The following is a 15,672-nucleotide window of genomic DNA, read 5'->3' as shown; positions in this document are numbered from 1 at the left end:
GATGCGGCTGAAGACGAAGCTGGTGGTGTCGGCTACCGGGTTGACGTTTGCGATCGTCCTCATCCTGTCGGCGCTGTTTGTGAGCGAGTTGCTGCGGCAGAGGATTGAGCAGACGGCGGCGTCGAACGACGTGCTGGCGCATGAAGTATGGCTGATGACCCGGCAGGCGGTGGAGACAGGGCTTCACGCGCAGCCTCCGGTGGACAAGACGGACGCCGCTCTTCAGACTGCAGTGACAAATGCTTTGCAGAGCAATCAGCCTCTGATCGATGGCATGAATATGGTGGTGCGTTACTCGCCTACAGTGCAGGACGTAACGGTGACCGATGCGCATGGGCTGACGCTGATGAGCACAGACCCTGATGCGTTAGATCAACAGTCAACGAACAGAATGAGCCTGCAGAGCGTGCAGGCAGGTAGCATGGCATCGCAGATGAAGATGGTCTTCGGGCAGCCGCGTGTGCTCGATATCGTGCAGGTGCTGGACCGGAACGGAAAGCCCTTTCTGATGGTGCATGTGGGCGTGCGGTCGACATTTCTTCGCGCTTCGTACGAACCGTGGCTGAAGGATGCGCTGATCTTCGCGCTGCTGGCCGCATTGGCTGCGATGATTGCCGCCGGGTTGCTGGCGAATGTTGCGCTGCAGCCGATCGAGGTCATCAGCCGTAAGCTCGAAAGCCTGACCATTGCCGACCGCAACGCCTTGCAGACCGCGCAGGAGAAAGACTCGGGCAAGGATGCGGTAGTAAGGGTGTCGAAGACCATCGACCGCCTGGGGCAGCAGATTCGCAGCACAGAGGAAGGCTATACAGCATTGCAGGCAAACCTCGCCCAGATGCTGGATACGCTGCGCGATGGCGTGCTCTTGTTTACCGCGGACCATCGGGCAGTGATGGTCTCCGATGCCGTGGCCTACTTCCTTAGCAAGCCTGAGAGCAAACTGGTGGGCAAGCGATTGGAAGAGATCTTTGAACCGAGCACGGCGCTGGGTGCGGCGGTATTAAGAGCGTTTGCAGGCGGCGGCCAGGTAAGCGCGGAGGGCGTGACGCTGGAGGATGGCAGGCAGGTGCAGATTTCGCTCGACAGGATTGGCGACGGATTAGGCGGAAGCAGCAATATGGGAACGCTGCTGACGCTGCGAGACACGGAGTCGGCGCTGCAACTGGGGCAGGAGTTGGAAGTAGCGCGTCGGCTGGCGGCGATTGGAAGGCTGACTGCCGGGGTGGGGCATGAGGTCAAAAACCCGATCAACGCGATGGTGGTGCATCTGGAACTATTGAAGAGCAAGCTGGCGAGTGGCGATGCTTCGGGGCTCGCCGGAGCGCAGCGGCATGTCGATATTCTGGCAGGAGAGATGCAGCGGCTGGACCGCGTTGTGCAAACGCTTGCGGACTTCTCCCGGCCCATGGAATTGCATCTCCGCGAACAGGACCTGCGCCAGGTGGTGGGCGCGGTGACGGAGCTGACAGCAGCGGAGATGCAGGAGAATGGAGTGCAGGTGATTGTGGAAGCGCCGGCGGGGCCGGTAATAGTGCGGGTGGACGCCGAGTTGCTGCGGCAGGCATTGTTGAACTTGATGCTGAACGGGATGCAGGCGATGCCATCCGGAGGTAAGATGCGTGTGACGATACGCCGCGAACATTCGTTTGCCATCGTAGAGGTAGCGGACGAAGGGGAGGGTATACCGCCGGAGTTGTTACCGCGTATCTTTGAGCTGTACTTCACCACAAAAGCGAAAGGCAGTGGAATCGGGCTGGCGATGACGTATCGCATCTTGCAGATGCATGGCGGGGCTATGGACGTGCGGTCTAACGCAGATGCCAGTTCTCCGGAACGGGGAACAACGTTTACGCTGCGATTGCCGATTGCGACGGGAGCAGGGATAGAGGGACGCAAGGTGATTGCCGCTGGAACCAGTCATCAGGGAATGGGAGAGCGCGTTTGAAAGTGTACGAAGATATGACGCGAAGATTGATGACGGCGGTAGTGTGCGCGGGGCTGGCCTGCGGACTGAGCGGATGCGTGAGTTTGCACAAGAGGCCCAGTGTCCCGGTTTTGCCGCCGGTGCTGACGCCGATTCCGCTTGTGACGGTACCTCCTCCGGCGAATCCGCCGTTGATTCCTACGCCGGTAGTGGATCTGCCGCCGATGCCGATTGCTGCGGCGGCGGCGAGCCCGCACCGCGAACGCAGACATCTGGTTCCCAAGAGCACCACAGCCCCTGCGGAAGAAGCTACGCCGGAACCGATGACGGATGAAGCTGCGATTGGTGATTTAACTGCCGGGGGAGCAGCCAATCCGGAGGCCCAGCACGAGGCCGCGAGTTTGATCCATACCATTCAGCTACGGCTGAACGGGCTGTCCCCACAGGTTGCGAGAAGGCAGCGGTCGCAGGTCAATCGCGTTCGAAACTTCTGGAAGCAGGCGCAGGAGGCGCTGAACTCCGGCGATGTGGAGGGTGCGACAACCCTGGCGACGAAGGCGAAGCTGTTGCTGGACGATCTGGACAAACTGGGCGGGGAGTGATCTCAGCCCGAAGCTTTGACCCGCTTCAGGCTGAGGCAAAATGCCTTCGTTGCAGACTAGGCTTCAGCGCCGTGGCACTTCTTGTATTTCTTGCCTGAGCCACAAGGGCAATCGTCGTTGCGTCCAACTTTTTCTCCGGTGCGGCGAGGAGTCGCTCCGTTGCTCTCCGCTCCGGATCCGGCGGCGCGGGCGAGCTCGAGCTCGCGCTTCTTCTTCTGCTGGAACTCGCGTTCGAGCGCATCGATGGTGGTGGACGGCTGCCTTGTCGGGACGGGCACCGGAGCATGTGCCGAACCGGCTGGAAGCGCGTTGGGGTCTGCGTTCTGGGCCGGGGGACGCTGTAGCTGAGCCTGCTGCAACTGCTCGGCAGTCTCAATGGGATTCCCGTCGGGGCCGATGATCTGCATGCGGAAGAGATGACGAGCAGTGTCTTCCTGAAAGCGGAGCATCATGCCCTCGAACATATCGAAGGACTCCTTCTTGTAGGCGACGAGCGGGTCCTGCTGAGCGTAGCCACGGAGACCGATGCCCTCTTTGAGGTGGTCCATGGCGAGCAGGTGATCCTTCCAAAGGCCGTCGAGGACGGAGAGCATGACGATGCGCTCGTGATAACGCATGGCCGGTGCGCCGAGAATCTGCTCCTTGATGTCGTAGCGCGTGCCAAGTTTGTTGAAGAGGGCCTCGCCGAGCTCGTGGCGGGTCATCTCAGTGGCATTGATCTCGGTTTCGAGATGCGCCCCGAAGACATCGTAGATCTGCGCGAAAAGCGCGTCGAACTTCCATTCGTCGGCATGGGCCTTTTCGGGCGCGTGCTCGTCGAGCAGGTTGGAGAGGATTGTGGAGACGTAGTCGTCGGTAATGAGCAGCTTCTGGTCGACACCGCCCATCAGTTGACGGCGCAGACTATAGACGGCTTCGCGTTGCTTGTTCATGACGTCGTCGTACTCGAGGACGTGTTTGCGCGACTCGAAGTTCTGGCTCTCGACCGCTTGCTGCGCGGAGGCGATGCGCTTGGAGATCATGCGGCTCTCGATGGGGACGCCCTCTTCCATGCCGAGGCGCTGCAGCAGGGTAGAGACCCACTCGCGAGCGAAGATGCGCATAAGGTCGTCTTCGAGCGAGAGAAAGAAGCGAGAGGAGCCGGGGTCGCCCTGACGGCCGGCGCGGCCACGGAGCTGGTTGTCGACGCGGCGCGACTCGTGCCGTTCGGTGCCGAGAATGTGGAGGCCGCCGGCGGCAATGACGGCTTCATGCTCCTTCTTTGCCGACGCCTCGTGCGTAGCGGTGGCGGCGTCCCAGGCCTCCTGCGTGGCTTCGAACTCCTGTCCGGCGTAGTAGAAGCGGACCATGCCAGGGCCGGCGATCGGCGAGATCGTGCCTTCGGCAGTTGAGACCGCGCGGGCTAGATTCTTGCGGACGATATCCTGACGTGCCATGAACTCGGCGTTACCGCCAAGCAGGATGTCGGTTCCGCGGCCTGCCATGTTGGTGGCGATGGTGACCATGCCGAGGCGTCCGGCCTGGGCTACGATCTCGGCTTCCTTCTCGTGGAACTTGGCGTTAAGCACGACGTGGCGAACGCCTTTGCGCTTGAGGATCTCGCTGAGTAACTCGGACTTCTCAATGCTGGTGGTTCCGACCAGCACGGGCTGCTTGGCCTCGTGGAGCTTGGCGATCTCGTCGGCCACGGCGAAGTACTTTTCCTTCGAGGTGCGAAACACGACATCGGAGTTCTCGAGGCGCTTCATGACCCGGTTGGTCGGGATGACGACGATGTCCAGGTTGTAGATCTTTCCGAACTCGGCGGCCTCGGTCTCGGCGGTGCCGGTCATGCCGGAAAGCTTCTTGTACATGCGGAAGTAGTTCTGGAAGGTGATCGTCGCAAGCGTCTGGTCTTCCTTGCGGATGGCGACGCCTTCCTTGGCTTCAACCGCCTGATGCAGACCATCGGACCAGCGGCGACCGGGCATAAGGCGGCCCGTAAACTCGTCGACGATGATGACTTCGCCTTCTTTGACGACGTACTCCACATCGCGTTTGTAGAGGTTGTGAGCTTTGACGGCGACTTCGACGTGGTGCTTGAGGTCCCAGTTCTCGGGTTCGGCGATATTGCCGATGCCGAGCAGCTTCTCGATCTTCTCCCAGCCCTCGTCGGTAATGGTGATGGCGCGGGCCTTCTCATCGACGACGAAATCTCCGGTGTAGGTCTTGGTGTCGAGGGTCTCGGTCAACTCGCCCGCTTCAAGCGACGGAATGATGGCGTTGACGCGAGCGTACTTGTCCGTGGTCTGGTCCGTCGGGCCGCTGATGATAAGCGGAGTACGTGCCTCGTCGATGAGGATGGAGTCCACTTCGTCGACGATGCAGTAGTAGTTGCCGCGCTGCACCTGATCGGCCAGCTCGAACTTCATGTTGTCGCGCAGATAGTCGAAGCCGAACTCGTTGTTGGTGCCGTAGGTGATATCGGAGCCATAGGCTTCGCGGCGCTGCTGGTCGTCGAGGTCATGGACGATAACGCCGACGGTAAGTCCGAGGAAGCCGTAGATTTTGCCCATCCACTCGGCGTCGCGTTTGGCCAGGTAGTCGTTGACCGTGACGACATGGACGCCGCGCCCGGCGAGCGCGTTGAGATAGCAGGGAAGTGTCGCGACGAGGGTTTTGCCTTCGCCGGTCTTCATCTCGGCGATGTTGCCGGAGTGGAGCACCATGCCGCCGATGAGCTGTACGTCGAAGTGGCGCATCTGCACGGCGCGTTTGCCGGCCTCGCGGACGACAGCGAAGGCCTCAGGCATAATGGCCTTCAGGGCCGCCTGTTCAACGTCACGGGTGGCCTTTTCGGCGTCTTCGTCCTCGGGATTGATCTTGGCCGCGGCGATGGCATCGGCGATGCGCTGGCGAAACTCGACGGTTTTGGCGCGCAACTCGTCGTCGGAGAGCGCCTGGATGGAGGGCTCAAGGTCGTTGATCAGCGTAACGGTTGGCAGAAGGCGCTTTACAGCGCGTTCGTTGCTGGTGCCAAAGACTTTTGCAAAAGCTTTATCGAGCAAACTGGTATCCTTCGGGGTGCATTTTTCCCCCAAGTTCTAGTGTAAATGGTGTGGAGGCAGACGGACAGAGATGTCCCAGGGGGCGGGAGGTATCAGATCAGGAGGCCCAGGCGCAGGATGTGCCCTTCCAATGCAGGTTCTTCCAGATGCCGTCCTTTTTTTCTAGAATGTGAAAGGTGCCTCCGCCGCAGCGCAGCCCGCAGCTATGGCCCATATAGACGATGGCGAGCGTCTTATCTGCGTTGAAGGCCACGGGCGAAAGGACAAGGTAGCTGTGGGCGGAGTTCGGATAACGCTCGCCCAGACTTTGCCAGCTTCCGCCGCCGGACTTAAAGAAAGATTGCAGATCGTCGCGAGAGACGAATTCGTAGGGGAGATCGAGGTGGAGTGTGGGTTGGAGGAGCCACTCGGTCTTATTGAGAGCGATGAAGCTGTCGAAAAGGGGCTGGAGAAGTGCGGCAGATTCAGGATCGGGCTTGAGGCAGAAGCCCATACTGCCGGTTTGGGCTTGGATAAGCAAACGTTGCGCGTGAGCTACAGTAACGGTCCAGTCCGTGGGAAGGAGGGATTCGTATATTTTGTAGGCTTCGGCGTCGTTGTAGGGGGTAGGCTTTTGCGATATGGCACTCGTTTGCGCGTGGAGGGCGAGGCAGAGAAAGATTAGGGCCGATGTTGCAATTGTGATCGTGTGATGACGATGCAGCATGGCGCTCTCCTCGTGGTGAGTTTAGCGCAGGTTGGACGGATGTGTCCTCCTTACTGCGGTTTGAGGTAGGTGGCGAGCGGCGAGTCGGCCTTACGCAGGGCGATGGCCACGGATTGGGCGTTGAGCTCAGCGCCCTCGGCACTGGTGTGGGTGTGGTCCTTGGGGAAGAGAAGCGCGGTCTTTTCCTGCCCGGTGGCTTCGAGGCGGTCGGCTTCTACCGTGGCCATGTCCACATAGGCGACATGCTCTTCACCTGCCAATTGTTTCAGTTCGGCGTCGTAGCCCATGTCGCGCTCGATCTTGCCGTCCTTCCAGATATTGCGGATAGTGAGCGAGAGCAGGATGGGAGTGGCCTTCTTGGCGCGGGTGTTGGCGATGTATTTGCGCATGTACCAGCCATAGGTGTGGACCGTTTCTGTGTGGCCATCGGGCAGGGTAACGTCCTTGGTCTCATCGCCTAGCCCCTTCAGCGATCCACGGGCCTTGGGGCCGTCAAGATTTCCGCCGTCATTGTGGCCCATCTGCAAGAGAACGAAGTCGCCGGGCTTCATCTCAGCAAGGACGCGGTCCCAGGAATCTTCATTGAGGAAGGTACGGCTGCTGCGTCCGGCGCGGGCGCGGTTGGCCACGTTAATGCGCGTGGTGTCGAAGGAGTGAGCGAAGTGGTCGCCCCACCCGAGGTCGGCCTGATTGCGTGCGGTAGAGTCGCCGACGACGAAGACTGTAGGCAGATTGGGGTTCAGCGGAGCCGAAGGCGCGACCGAGGTTTGCTCTGGAGTCGGAGGCGGCTGGAGAGAGTTTTGCGCGAAGGCCACTGCGGCAGTGAGTAGAAGGAGAGCGGAATAGCGGCTGAGACGAGCGGCGGCGAGCTTGATACTGGACATGGCCGTAAGAGTAGCTGACCGAAGTAATAAATTTCAATAGAAATAATATTTCTGATATTTGAAGCTTTTCACGAGACACGCTCGCAATAGAGATGGCATTGGACAGAATCTCAGCGTAGGCTGGCGGGTGAATCCAAAAGATATCGTCAGGGGAAATTGCTGATGTTGAGTTATGGGCAGAGCACCTTTGCCATCGTTCTATCGCTGGTGGCCGCCATGTTGCTGGTCGCATTGCTCAACCGGTTCTGGCCGGTCGAGAACCGCAAGATCATCAACGACGTCAATGCGTGGCAGATGGGCGTTCTGGGGACGACGTATGGGGTAATCCTGGGATTCATGCTGTTCACGGTGTGGACGGATTTTCGCGCGGCAGAGATCGATGTGGCCCTGGAGACGGCCTCTCTGCTGAACGTGCATCGCATCGCCGCAGGGTTGCCATCGCCTCAGCGGGAGGCGATGGGCGCGCTTACGTTGAAGTATGCGGACGCGGTCGTGAACCAGGAGTGGCCCGCGATGCAGACGCAACGCGTTAGCCAAGCGGGCGATGTGGTCTTAGAGCAGATGTGGCAGGTCCTCATCGCGGCGCAGGCCAAGACCTTCAGAGAGACCAGCAGCGTGGACCATCTGACCACGGCGATGAGCAACCTGGGCGAGCGGCGCAGGATGCGCGATGAACAGCACGAGAGCAAGCTGCCTACCGTTCTCTGGGTATTGTTGATTGTTGGCGGCATGGCGACTGTGATTTCTTCATGTCTTCTGGGGAACGACAAGAAATGGCTGCACTATGGCCAGGTGCTGGCGTTGGCATTTGTGGTGGCGGTGACGCTTGCGGCGATTGCGGACCTGGCAAGGCCGTTTGAGGGAGCGGTCTCCGTAACGTCGACGCCTTTGCAGCGGGCGCTGGTGATTATGCAGCAGAGTCCAGTGCCGTAGTCACGCGATAAAGGACAGATAGTGACCCCGCCAGGCGGTTTTCAGTGGACAGTTTTAGAATAAATGCCTGAGGTGATGGACGATGGGGATGAGCGACGAGGCGTTTGAGGTGATGTGTCCGGATTGCGGGGCGATGTTGAAGATCGATCCGGTGACGCGCGCGGTGATCGCGCATACGCCGGCTCCCCGGAAGAAGATGTTCGAGGACTTCGGCGAAGCGGCAAAGGCTTTGCGGGAGGCAGATGCGCGCCGTGACTCGCTCTTTGCGCAGAGCGTCGACGCCCAGAAGAACAAGGACGATGTGCTGGCAAAGAAGTTTGCCGAGGCGGTCAAGAAGGCCAAGGAAAGTCCTCTGGGGGAGCGGCCGCTGCGGGATTTCGATCTCGACTAGGGCTGATTTTGATCGGCATGGAAATTGACAAAATGACAGTTGCCGCCACGCGAGCCGTCGGGTAAGATTCAGCCTGATCAGGAGCCCGTTCTCATGCGCCTCTCGTTGTCCCTGTCTCTTTGCCTTCTTCTCACGCCTGCCGTACTCAGCGGCGCAAGCAGAAATCCTGCCGACTACCCGCTGCGCATCCACATCTTTGGTCGCAACCAAACAACTTTCTATCACGCGCGAAGCCTCGACGAGTCGAAGGGGGAGGGCCGTGCGAACCTCTTCGAGAAGGGCGAAGCCCGGGGAGTCGATTTCAACTATGCCTGCTCGGACAAGCTGAAGACCTCGTTCGGCTATGAGAGCTATCCGGCGAAGTGGAAGAAGCCGGGCCGGGAGCTGACCGTTCTCATGCCTGTATTCGGGAAGTCCAATGCCTACTGGACCTGCAATCTCGAAACCGATGTCAAGGACTTTGCCTATGCTGAACACAATGGCAGGATGAACTCGGAGCCGGTAGAGGCATTCAAAACCTGGATGGTCAAGCACGACTATGACCCCGAGCATGGCAAAGACGTCCCAACTCGACCCGAACCGCCAGCGGCAGCAGTTCAGCCATCTGCTCCGCCCCAGCAGTAGCTTCTTTGGCTGTCGGCGTCACGCATTTTCAGGCGCGGTAGACTGAAGAGATGCCACCAATCTTAAATGCGCAGGGGTTGACCAAGGCCTTCGGCGCGATCGCCTTGTTTCGTGATATCTCATTTACTGTCTCCGACGGAGACCGCATCGGCCTGATCGGGCCGAATGGTGCGGGCAAAAGTACGCTGCTGAAGGTACTGGCCGCCGAAGAAGATGCGGACGCGGGCGATGTTGCCGTTCGCAAGCGGGCACGCGTCGGTTATGTCAAGCAGGAGTCGGAGTTTGCCACCGGCCTGACGATTCGCGATGTGTTGGAAGCTGCGCTCAAGCGGGCGCATATCTCCGAGGCAGAGCGCGAAGGGCGGCTGCGCGAGACGGGGGGACGAATCGGATTTCCGTCGCTGGATGTAGAGGCGTCGAAGCTGAGCGGAGGCTGGCGCAAGCGGCTGGCCATTGCTGAAGCAGTGGTAAGCGGGCCTGATGTGCTGTTGCTGGACGAGCCGACGAACCATCTTGATCTTGCTGGGATTTCATGGCTGGAGGGATTGCTGAATGAGGCTGCTTTTGCTTGTGTGCTTGTTAGCCATGATCGTTATTTTCTTGAGAATGTTGCGACAGAAATAGTCGAACTCAACCGCGTCTATGCGGACGGTCTGCTGCGGCTGAAGGGGACTTATTCCAAGTTCCTTGAGGGCAAAGAGGCTTACATGGAGGCGCAGACCAAGCTGCAGGATGCGCTGAAGAACCGCGTAAAGATCGAAGTGGATTGGCTGCGGCGCGGGCCAAAGGCGCGGTCTACGAAGGCGAAGGCTCGCATCGATAATGCGAACGACTTGATCGGGCAGTTGAAGGAAGTAAACTCGCGTGTCCAGACAGCGACTGCGGGAATCGATTTCTCTGCGACGGAGCGGCAGACGAAGCGTCTGGTCGAACTGGAAGACGTAACCATTACGCTCGGCGACCGGAAGATCGTCGAAGGGCTAAATTTCCTCATCACCTCGGGTGTTCGCGTCGGGCTTGTCGGTCCCAATGGGAGTGGAAAGACGACGCTGCTGCGGTTGCTGACCGGCGAGTTGGAGGCTTCGGCTGGCGTGGTGAAGAAAGCTCCGCTGCTGAAGATTGTCTACTTCAGCCAGATGCGGGAACTGGATGAGGATGTGACGCTTCGGCGAGCGCTTGCTCCGGATTCGGACTCGGTCGTCTATCAGGGACGCGTGGTGCATGTAGCGAGCTATGCCACGAAGTTCCTGTTTACCAGCGAGCAGTTGAATCAGCCGGTCGAGAGATTGAGCGGCGGCGAGCGAGCACGTGTGCTGATTGCGAAGCTCATGCTGGAGCCTGCAGACTTGTTGCTGCTCGATGAACCGACCAACGATCTGGATATTGCTACGCTCGAAATTCTCGAAGAGAGTTTGCTGGAGTACACGGGCGCGCTGGTATTAGTGACCCACGACCGTTACATGCTGGATCGCGTATCGACCGTTGTGCTCGGGCTCGACGGCAAAGGCGGTTCGGAGAAATTTTCGGACTACTCGCAGTGGGAGCAGTGGCGAGGCGCGAAGGTCGAAGAGGCCATCGCGCCGGGGGCCACGGGCAAGGCAGTTGCTTCCGCTACGTCTGCGGCTGCTCCGGCTGCGGGCGGCAAGAAGAAGCTGTCTTATCTTGAGGCGCGTGAGTTTGCCGGGATTGAACCTGCGGTCGAGGCTGCGGAGGACCGGTTGCAGGCTGCTCGCGAGATGATCGAGCGGCAGGATGTTGTGACCGATGCGGCAAAGTTGACCGCGGCTCTGGCCGAAATGGAAGATGCTCAGACGGCTGCGGATGACCTGTATGCGCGATGGGCGGAGTTGACGGAGAAGGCTGGCTAAATCGGCTCAGCCTGCCATGGCCTCGTCGGCGGAGGGGCCGTAGAGTCCGGGGACGGGAACATCGTTGAGACGGAGATAGACGCCGAGCTGTGCAGTGTGGTGGATGAGGTGGTTGAAGAACATCTGGCGGAAGGTCAAAGTACGAGAGTTGTTGCAGATCACCTGTTCGCCGTAGCTGAACTTCCAGAGCTTCTGCAGGTGCTCGTCTGAGGCTGCTGCTAGTGCGGCGCGACACTGGGAGGCTGCTTCGTCGAGCTGCTTGAGTGCGGCCTCGCGCGTGGTGAAGACGAGCGGGACATGCGGACGCTTCGGCGCTGCGAGGTCCATGCCTTCGTCTTCGAGGACGTAGTAGCCGAACAGCGGCAGGCTCGCGCAGTGCATGGCGAGCTTGCCGAGCGGCATGGACTTGTCGTGGCACTTGAAGTCGTTCCTGCCTTCGGGAACGCGCTCCAAGGTGCGGCGCGTGTTCGATATCTCGATGTCATAGTCCTCAAGAAGAACTTCGGCGATGGTCATTTCAGCTCCTTTCGTGGATGACAGACGCTAGCGCAAAGCAGATTGCTCAGCTTCGCTACGGAATGACAAATGCTACGAAGCGACAAAGAATACTAGAGCCCGGTGATGTTGTAGCCGCAGTCGACGAAGGTAATCTCGCCGGTGATGCCGCTGGCCAGGTCGCTCGAGAGGAAGAGCGCCGTGTTGCCGACTTCGGCGACCTCGACGTTGCGATGCAGCGGACCACGCTCTTCGACAGCGTTGAGGATCTTGCTGAAGTCGCCGATGCCGCGAGCGGCGAGCGTTTTGATCGGGCCGGCTGAGATGGCGTTGACGCGGATCTTTTTGCTGCCCAGATCGGCGGCGAGATAGCGCACTGCGGCTTCGAGCGCGGCCTTGGCGACGCCCATGATGTTGTAGTTGGGGAAGACTTTTGTAGAGCCGTAATAGGTCAGCGTGAGGATCGAACCGCCCTCGGTCATCAGCGGCTCGGCGGCGCGGGCCAGAGCGATCAGCGAGTAGGCACTAACATCGTGCGCGACGCGGAAGTCTTCGCGGGTGGTCTGGAGGACGGTGTTCTTGATGTTGGGCGCGAAGCCGATGGAGTGGACGAGGATATCGAGCTTGCCGTAGGCGGACTTGAGCTGCTCGAAGACCTTGTCGATGTCGGCGTCGATGGCGACATCGCACTGGAAGGTCCGTGCGCTGGGCAGATCGGCGGCAAGTTCTTCGGCGTCTCGCTGAAGGCGCTCGTTCTGATAACAGATGGCGAGCGAGGCGCCTGCTTCGGAGAGCTTCTGAGCGATGCCCCAGGCGATGCTGCGCTTGTTGGCGAGGCCGAAGACGACGGCTACTTTGCCTTTGAGATCGATCATGGTGTCATGTACTCCTGTTGGATTCCGATGGTTAGGATAGCAAGTTAGCGGGTCAGCGTGAGCCAGTCGTACTGCTCGTCGGTCAACGGCACGACGGAGAGGCGGAACTGGCGGAAGAGGATCGAGTCCTTGAAGACGGCGGACTGGCGAATCTCTTCGAGCGTCTTCTCGTGCTTCAGCCGCTTGACCGGCTTGATGCGGACGTTCGGATTCTTCGGGTCGGTGGCATCCACCGAGACCACCTTCGCGGTGCCGATGGCGGCCTTGCCGATGTTGGAGTGATAGATGACCAGCTTTTCTCCGGGCTTCATGTTGCGCAGGTAGAGCAGGGCCTGGTTGTTGGCGATGCCATCCCATGTGGTCTCGCCATCATGGAGGAGATCGTCGTAGGAGTATTTGTTCGGTTCAGTCTTCAGCAGGTATGGCACGTTCGCTCCTGTTCGCTTGCGGGGTGAAAAGAGGTACCCCTCCCCCTGTACTTAAGTCCTAAAGTCTTCAAAAGAAGTGATATAGGTCTGGACTTTCTGGACTTCGGCTAGTACCTCTGGTCGATTTCCTGTCGTGGTGCCCCATGAAAAAAGCCCCGGGGATCGCCGGGACTTCTTCCTCGATCTCTTATTTCAGTCTAGCGGATCGAAGGAAACTCATTTGCAATTTTAAGCGGCTTTATTTCATTTCTTATGTGTGAGTTATGAGATTGGGTGCTTGACAGGTTTTTGAGGGGCAGGACTTGTGGAAAAGCAGATGTCGTCCCAAGACCTCCAGATAAGGGTTTTCTCATCTCTACCAGCAGCAATGTGGCGCGATAGTTGCACCGTAACTTTGTGGACTCGATCAGCAGGAGGCGAAATGCACGTTCATAGCCACCCCACGAACTTCAATGCGGTTGATCTCTCGGCGACGAGGGCGACGGAAAAGGCAGCCTCCGCGCAACGGGCTGCCGAGGTTCGCGGCCAGCTGCTGAGAGGCGGCCCGGATATTGAGGGTGAGACGAATCCGTTTGAGAGTTTTATGGTCGGCAGGGAGCCGGAGGGAAGCTCTCGACAACGGCAGAGTCAGAGACAGGACGACGCCAATGCTGCGAGACGATCCGAGTCTGCCGAGGAAGAGCAGGCGAGTGAGCCCTTATCGTTCTGGGCCTGAGGCGCTGTGAAATTTTATTGTTGCCAATGGCAGGGCTTGCGCCGCACCCCTATTTATCCCAGGGGTTTAAACGACACCAGCAACGTGACAAAGAGCAATCCAAAGAGGATGACCAGCAGGGGAAACCAGCGATCCAACCACGACTCCGATGAACTAGACGCACTCATGCAACCTTCTCCTTTTAACGTCTTCCATCCTACGCGTTTTGTGGCACTTCGCGCGAGAGCGCCGCTTCGATGACTGCATTTGTGTTGAGTGCTGAAGATATTTTGCTGTTATGGGGGCGGGTAAAACAAGCCGGACCTCTTTTTTGGTGGGTGCCTCGGCGATTTAGGATGAATGGAACAATTCAAAGACCGAGGAGCCGATGAGCAAACTCAAAGTCGCCGCTTTTTCTATTTCGTTGGATGGATTTGGAGCAGGCCCTGAACAGGATTTGAAAAATCCTCTGGGACTTCGCGGACACGAACTGCACTCATGGTTCTTCCCGACGGAAACTTTTCAGAAGAGGGTGATCGGAAAGAGCGGCGGATCGGTGGGCATCGACAACGATTTTGCCGTGCAATCTTTCGAGAATATTGGCGCATGGATCATGGGCCGCAATATGTTCGGGCCGATTCGCGGTCCATGGCAAGACGATTCCTGGAAAGGCTGGTGGGGCGAAGATCCGCCCTACCATACGCCGGTCTTTGTGCTCACGCATTACCCGCGGCCCGACCTTACGATGGAAGGCGGCACGACGTTCCATTTTGTTACGGATGGGCCGGCGGCGGCTTTGGCGAAAGCGAAAGAGGCGGCAAAGGGAAAAGGCATCAGGATCGGCGGTGGCGTTTCCGTGATTCGCCAATACCTGGCCGCTAGTCTGATCGATGAAATGCATTTGGCCGTTTCGCCGGTCTTGCTTGGTGAAGGAGAACATCTCTTCGGCGGGTTGGACCTGCCCAAACTCGGTTACGCCCCTGACACAACTACGCCCGGAGAGGGTGCACTTCACGTCGTCATCCGAAGGACCGAACGCATGCCCAACGGCGAAGAACCGTGACGGAATGTCTGCCGTTCAGTTTCCAACTGACGGGAACACTGAATGCACTCCTATAGGCCGCCAAAGGTCACTCGCGGATAGAGGAAGGAGACTCTTACCCATGAAGAATCTTTTTGAAGCAGAGACGGTGGAAGAGATCAAGGAGCGGATGTCGCGGCTGAGGCCGGACAGCGAGCGGCTATGGGGCAGGATGAACGCTCCGCAGGCGGTAGCGCATTGTGCGAGAGGGATGGAGCTGGCCACTGGCGACAGGTGTCCGCCACGGATGCTGGTGGGGCGAGCTATCGGCTGGATCATAAAGCCGATGGCATTTAAGGAAGACGAACCCATGCGTCGAAACTCGCCGACGGTTCCGGGGCTGGTGGTGGAGGATGAGCGGGACCTGGCGGTGGAGCGGGAGCAGTTGAGCAGGATGATCGACCGGTTTGCCGCAGCCGGGCCGGAGGGATGCACGACGCATCCGCATAGCTTCTTTGGGAAGCTAACGCCGGAGGAGTGGTCGGCGTGGATGTACAAGCATCTGGACCATCATCTGAGACAGTTTGGGGTTTAGCGGTTCTTTACTCTACTTCAGCCGCCTAGATCGAGCAGGTGGACTTCGCTGAGCGGCTGATTGAGGAAGGCGGAGCCGAGGCGCTGGAATTTCTCGATCGAATCGGTAGCGTAGAAGCGGCTGGTGGCGGGTGCGCCGGTGGGGTTGGCGGGGAAGTATTCGGCTACGCTGGCGGCGGTGGCGGCTGCGGAGTCGATGATGGTCATAGGGTGGTTCAGCTCGGCGAGGGTGCGTCCGATCAGAGGCTGGAGCAGAGGGTAGTGGGTGCAGCCGAGCAGCAGGGTTTGGGCGTTGGGTGCTTCGGCGAAGGCCTCGTTGAGGTAGATGCGGAGGACTTCGGCGGTGACAGGGTGGTCGATCCAGCCCTCTTCGACGAGAGGGACGAGCAGAGGGCAGGCCTTTTCGGTGGCGGCGAGGCCGAGGGTGTTGAGCGCCTGGGCGTAGGCGTGGGACTGGGTGGTGGCAGTGGTGGCGAGGACGAGGACTGATTTTTGAGTCGGAGAGGCTTCCGAAGCGGCGAGGGCGGCTTCGGCTCCGGGTTGGATGACGCCGACGACTGGGATGGGCATGGCTTGCTGGATGTCT

The 15,672-nt window shown here is 59.3% G+C and carries 16 protein-coding genes; 9 read left to right on the top strand and 7 right to left on the bottom strand.

Going from position 1 to position 15,672, the window contains the following annotated elements; genetic code table 11:
- Position 1 precedes the first annotated feature (1 nt).
- On the top strand, positions 2-1,945 hold the full coding sequence (locus GSQ81_RS11175) for a PAS domain-containing sensor histidine kinase (RefSeq protein WP_158910824.1): 1,944 nt from the start codon (positions 2-4) through the stop codon (positions 1,943-1,945).
- Positions 1,942-2,526 carry a hypothetical protein gene (locus GSQ81_RS11170; RefSeq protein WP_158910823.1) on the top strand — a complete coding sequence of 195 codons (585 nt, stop codon included), beginning with the start codon at positions 1,942-1,944 and terminating at the stop codon, positions 2,524-2,526. The genes GSQ81_RS11175 and GSQ81_RS11170 overlap by 4 nt, the downstream gene beginning before the upstream one ends.
- A 56-nt stretch (positions 2,527-2,582) precedes the next feature.
- On the opposite strand, the gene secA is transcribed toward GSQ81_RS11170, so the two are convergent.
- The 3 genes from secA to GSQ81_RS11155 form a co-directional block, all read right to left on the bottom strand.
- On the bottom strand, positions 2,583-5,573 hold the full coding sequence (gene secA, locus GSQ81_RS11165; protein ID WP_158910822.1) for a preprotein translocase subunit SecA: 2,991 nt from the start codon (positions 5,571-5,573) through the stop codon (positions 2,583-2,585).
- 97 nt (positions 5,574-5,670) lie between these two features.
- The gene (locus GSQ81_RS11160) at positions 5,671-6,279 is read right to left on the bottom strand and encodes a hypothetical protein (protein WP_158910821.1); all 609 of its coding nucleotides are present in this window, start codon (positions 6,277-6,279) and stop codon (positions 5,671-5,673) included.
- A gap of 50 nt (positions 6,280-6,329) precedes the next feature.
- Positions 6,330-7,163, bottom strand: coding sequence for a rhamnogalacturonan acetylesterase (locus GSQ81_RS11155; RefSeq protein WP_158910820.1), 834 nt, complete (start codon positions 7,161-7,163; stop codon positions 6,330-6,332).
- Between the two features lie 162 nt (positions 7,164-7,325).
- Between GSQ81_RS11155 and GSQ81_RS11150 the strand changes: the two genes are divergently transcribed.
- The 4 genes from GSQ81_RS11150 (at position 7,326) to GSQ81_RS11135 (ending at position 10,979) form a co-directional block, all read left to right on the top strand.
- Positions 7,326-8,096, top strand: a complete 771-nt coding sequence (locus GSQ81_RS11150; protein WP_158910819.1) for a DUF4239 domain-containing protein — start codon at positions 7,326-7,328, stop codon at positions 8,094-8,096.
- A gap of 82 nt (positions 8,097-8,178) precedes the next feature.
- Positions 8,179-8,487 (top strand): hypothetical protein, encoded by a 309-nt coding sequence (locus GSQ81_RS11145; protein WP_158910818.1) that lies wholly within the window; start codon positions 8,179-8,181, stop codon positions 8,485-8,487.
- A 93-nt stretch (positions 8,488-8,580) separates the two neighbouring features.
- Positions 8,581-9,111 carry a hypothetical protein gene (locus GSQ81_RS11140; RefSeq protein ID WP_158910817.1) on the top strand — a complete coding sequence of 177 codons (531 nt, stop codon included), beginning with the start codon at positions 8,581-8,583 and terminating at the stop codon, positions 9,109-9,111.
- A 50-nt stretch (positions 9,112-9,161) separates the two neighbouring features.
- Positions 9,162-10,979, top strand: coding sequence for an ABC-F family ATP-binding cassette domain-containing protein (locus GSQ81_RS11135; protein ID WP_158910816.1), 1,818 nt, complete (start codon positions 9,162-9,164; stop codon positions 10,977-10,979).
- 6 nt (positions 10,980-10,985) lie between these two features.
- Here the strand turns inward: GSQ81_RS11135 and GSQ81_RS11130 are convergent, their stop codons facing one another.
- From GSQ81_RS11130 to GSQ81_RS11120, 3 genes are all read right to left on the bottom strand, one after another.
- The gene (locus GSQ81_RS11130; RefSeq protein ID WP_158910815.1) at positions 10,986-11,495 is read right to left on the bottom strand and encodes a DinB family protein; all 510 of its coding nucleotides are present in this window, start codon (positions 11,493-11,495) and stop codon (positions 10,986-10,988) included.
- 92 nt (positions 11,496-11,587) lie between these two features.
- Complete coding sequence (locus GSQ81_RS11125) at positions 11,588-12,349, bottom strand: enoyl-ACP reductase (protein ID WP_158910814.1); 762 nt, start codon at positions 12,347-12,349, stop codon at positions 11,588-11,590.
- Between the two features lie 44 nt (positions 12,350-12,393).
- The gene (locus GSQ81_RS11120) at positions 12,394-12,777 is read right to left on the bottom strand and encodes an EVE domain-containing protein (RefSeq protein WP_158910813.1); all 384 of its coding nucleotides are present in this window, start codon (positions 12,775-12,777) and stop codon (positions 12,394-12,396) included.
- A gap of 421 nt (positions 12,778-13,198) precedes the next feature.
- Here GSQ81_RS11120 and GSQ81_RS11115 point away from each other — a divergent pair, with 421 nt between their 5' ends.
- The 3 genes from GSQ81_RS11115 (at position 13,199) to GSQ81_RS11105 (ending at position 15,087) form a co-directional block, all read left to right on the top strand.
- Positions 13,199-13,492, top strand: coding sequence for a hypothetical protein (locus GSQ81_RS11115; protein WP_158910812.1), 294 nt, complete (start codon positions 13,199-13,201; stop codon positions 13,490-13,492).
- 367 nt (positions 13,493-13,859) lie between these two features.
- On the top strand, positions 13,860-14,534 hold the full coding sequence (locus GSQ81_RS11110) for a dihydrofolate reductase family protein (RefSeq protein WP_158910811.1): 675 nt from the start codon (positions 13,860-13,862) through the stop codon (positions 14,532-14,534).
- A gap of 100 nt (positions 14,535-14,634) precedes the next feature.
- The gene (locus GSQ81_RS11105) at positions 14,635-15,087 is read left to right on the top strand and encodes a DUF1569 domain-containing protein (RefSeq protein ID WP_158910810.1); all 453 of its coding nucleotides are present in this window, start codon (positions 14,635-14,637) and stop codon (positions 15,085-15,087) included.
- 17 nt (positions 15,088-15,104) lie between these two features.
- Here the strand turns inward: GSQ81_RS11105 and GSQ81_RS11100 are convergent.
- Positions 15,105-15,672: glutamate racemase (locus tag GSQ81_RS11100; RefSeq protein WP_158910809.1), on the bottom strand; the 568-nt coding region annotated here is incomplete at its 5' end.

It is taken from the genome of Granulicella sp. L56 (assembly GCF_009765835.1).
Classification (GTDB): domain Bacteria; phylum Acidobacteriota; class Terriglobia; order Terriglobales; family Acidobacteriaceae; genus Edaphobacter.
This window is presented reverse-complemented; position numbering and strand designations above follow the sequence as displayed.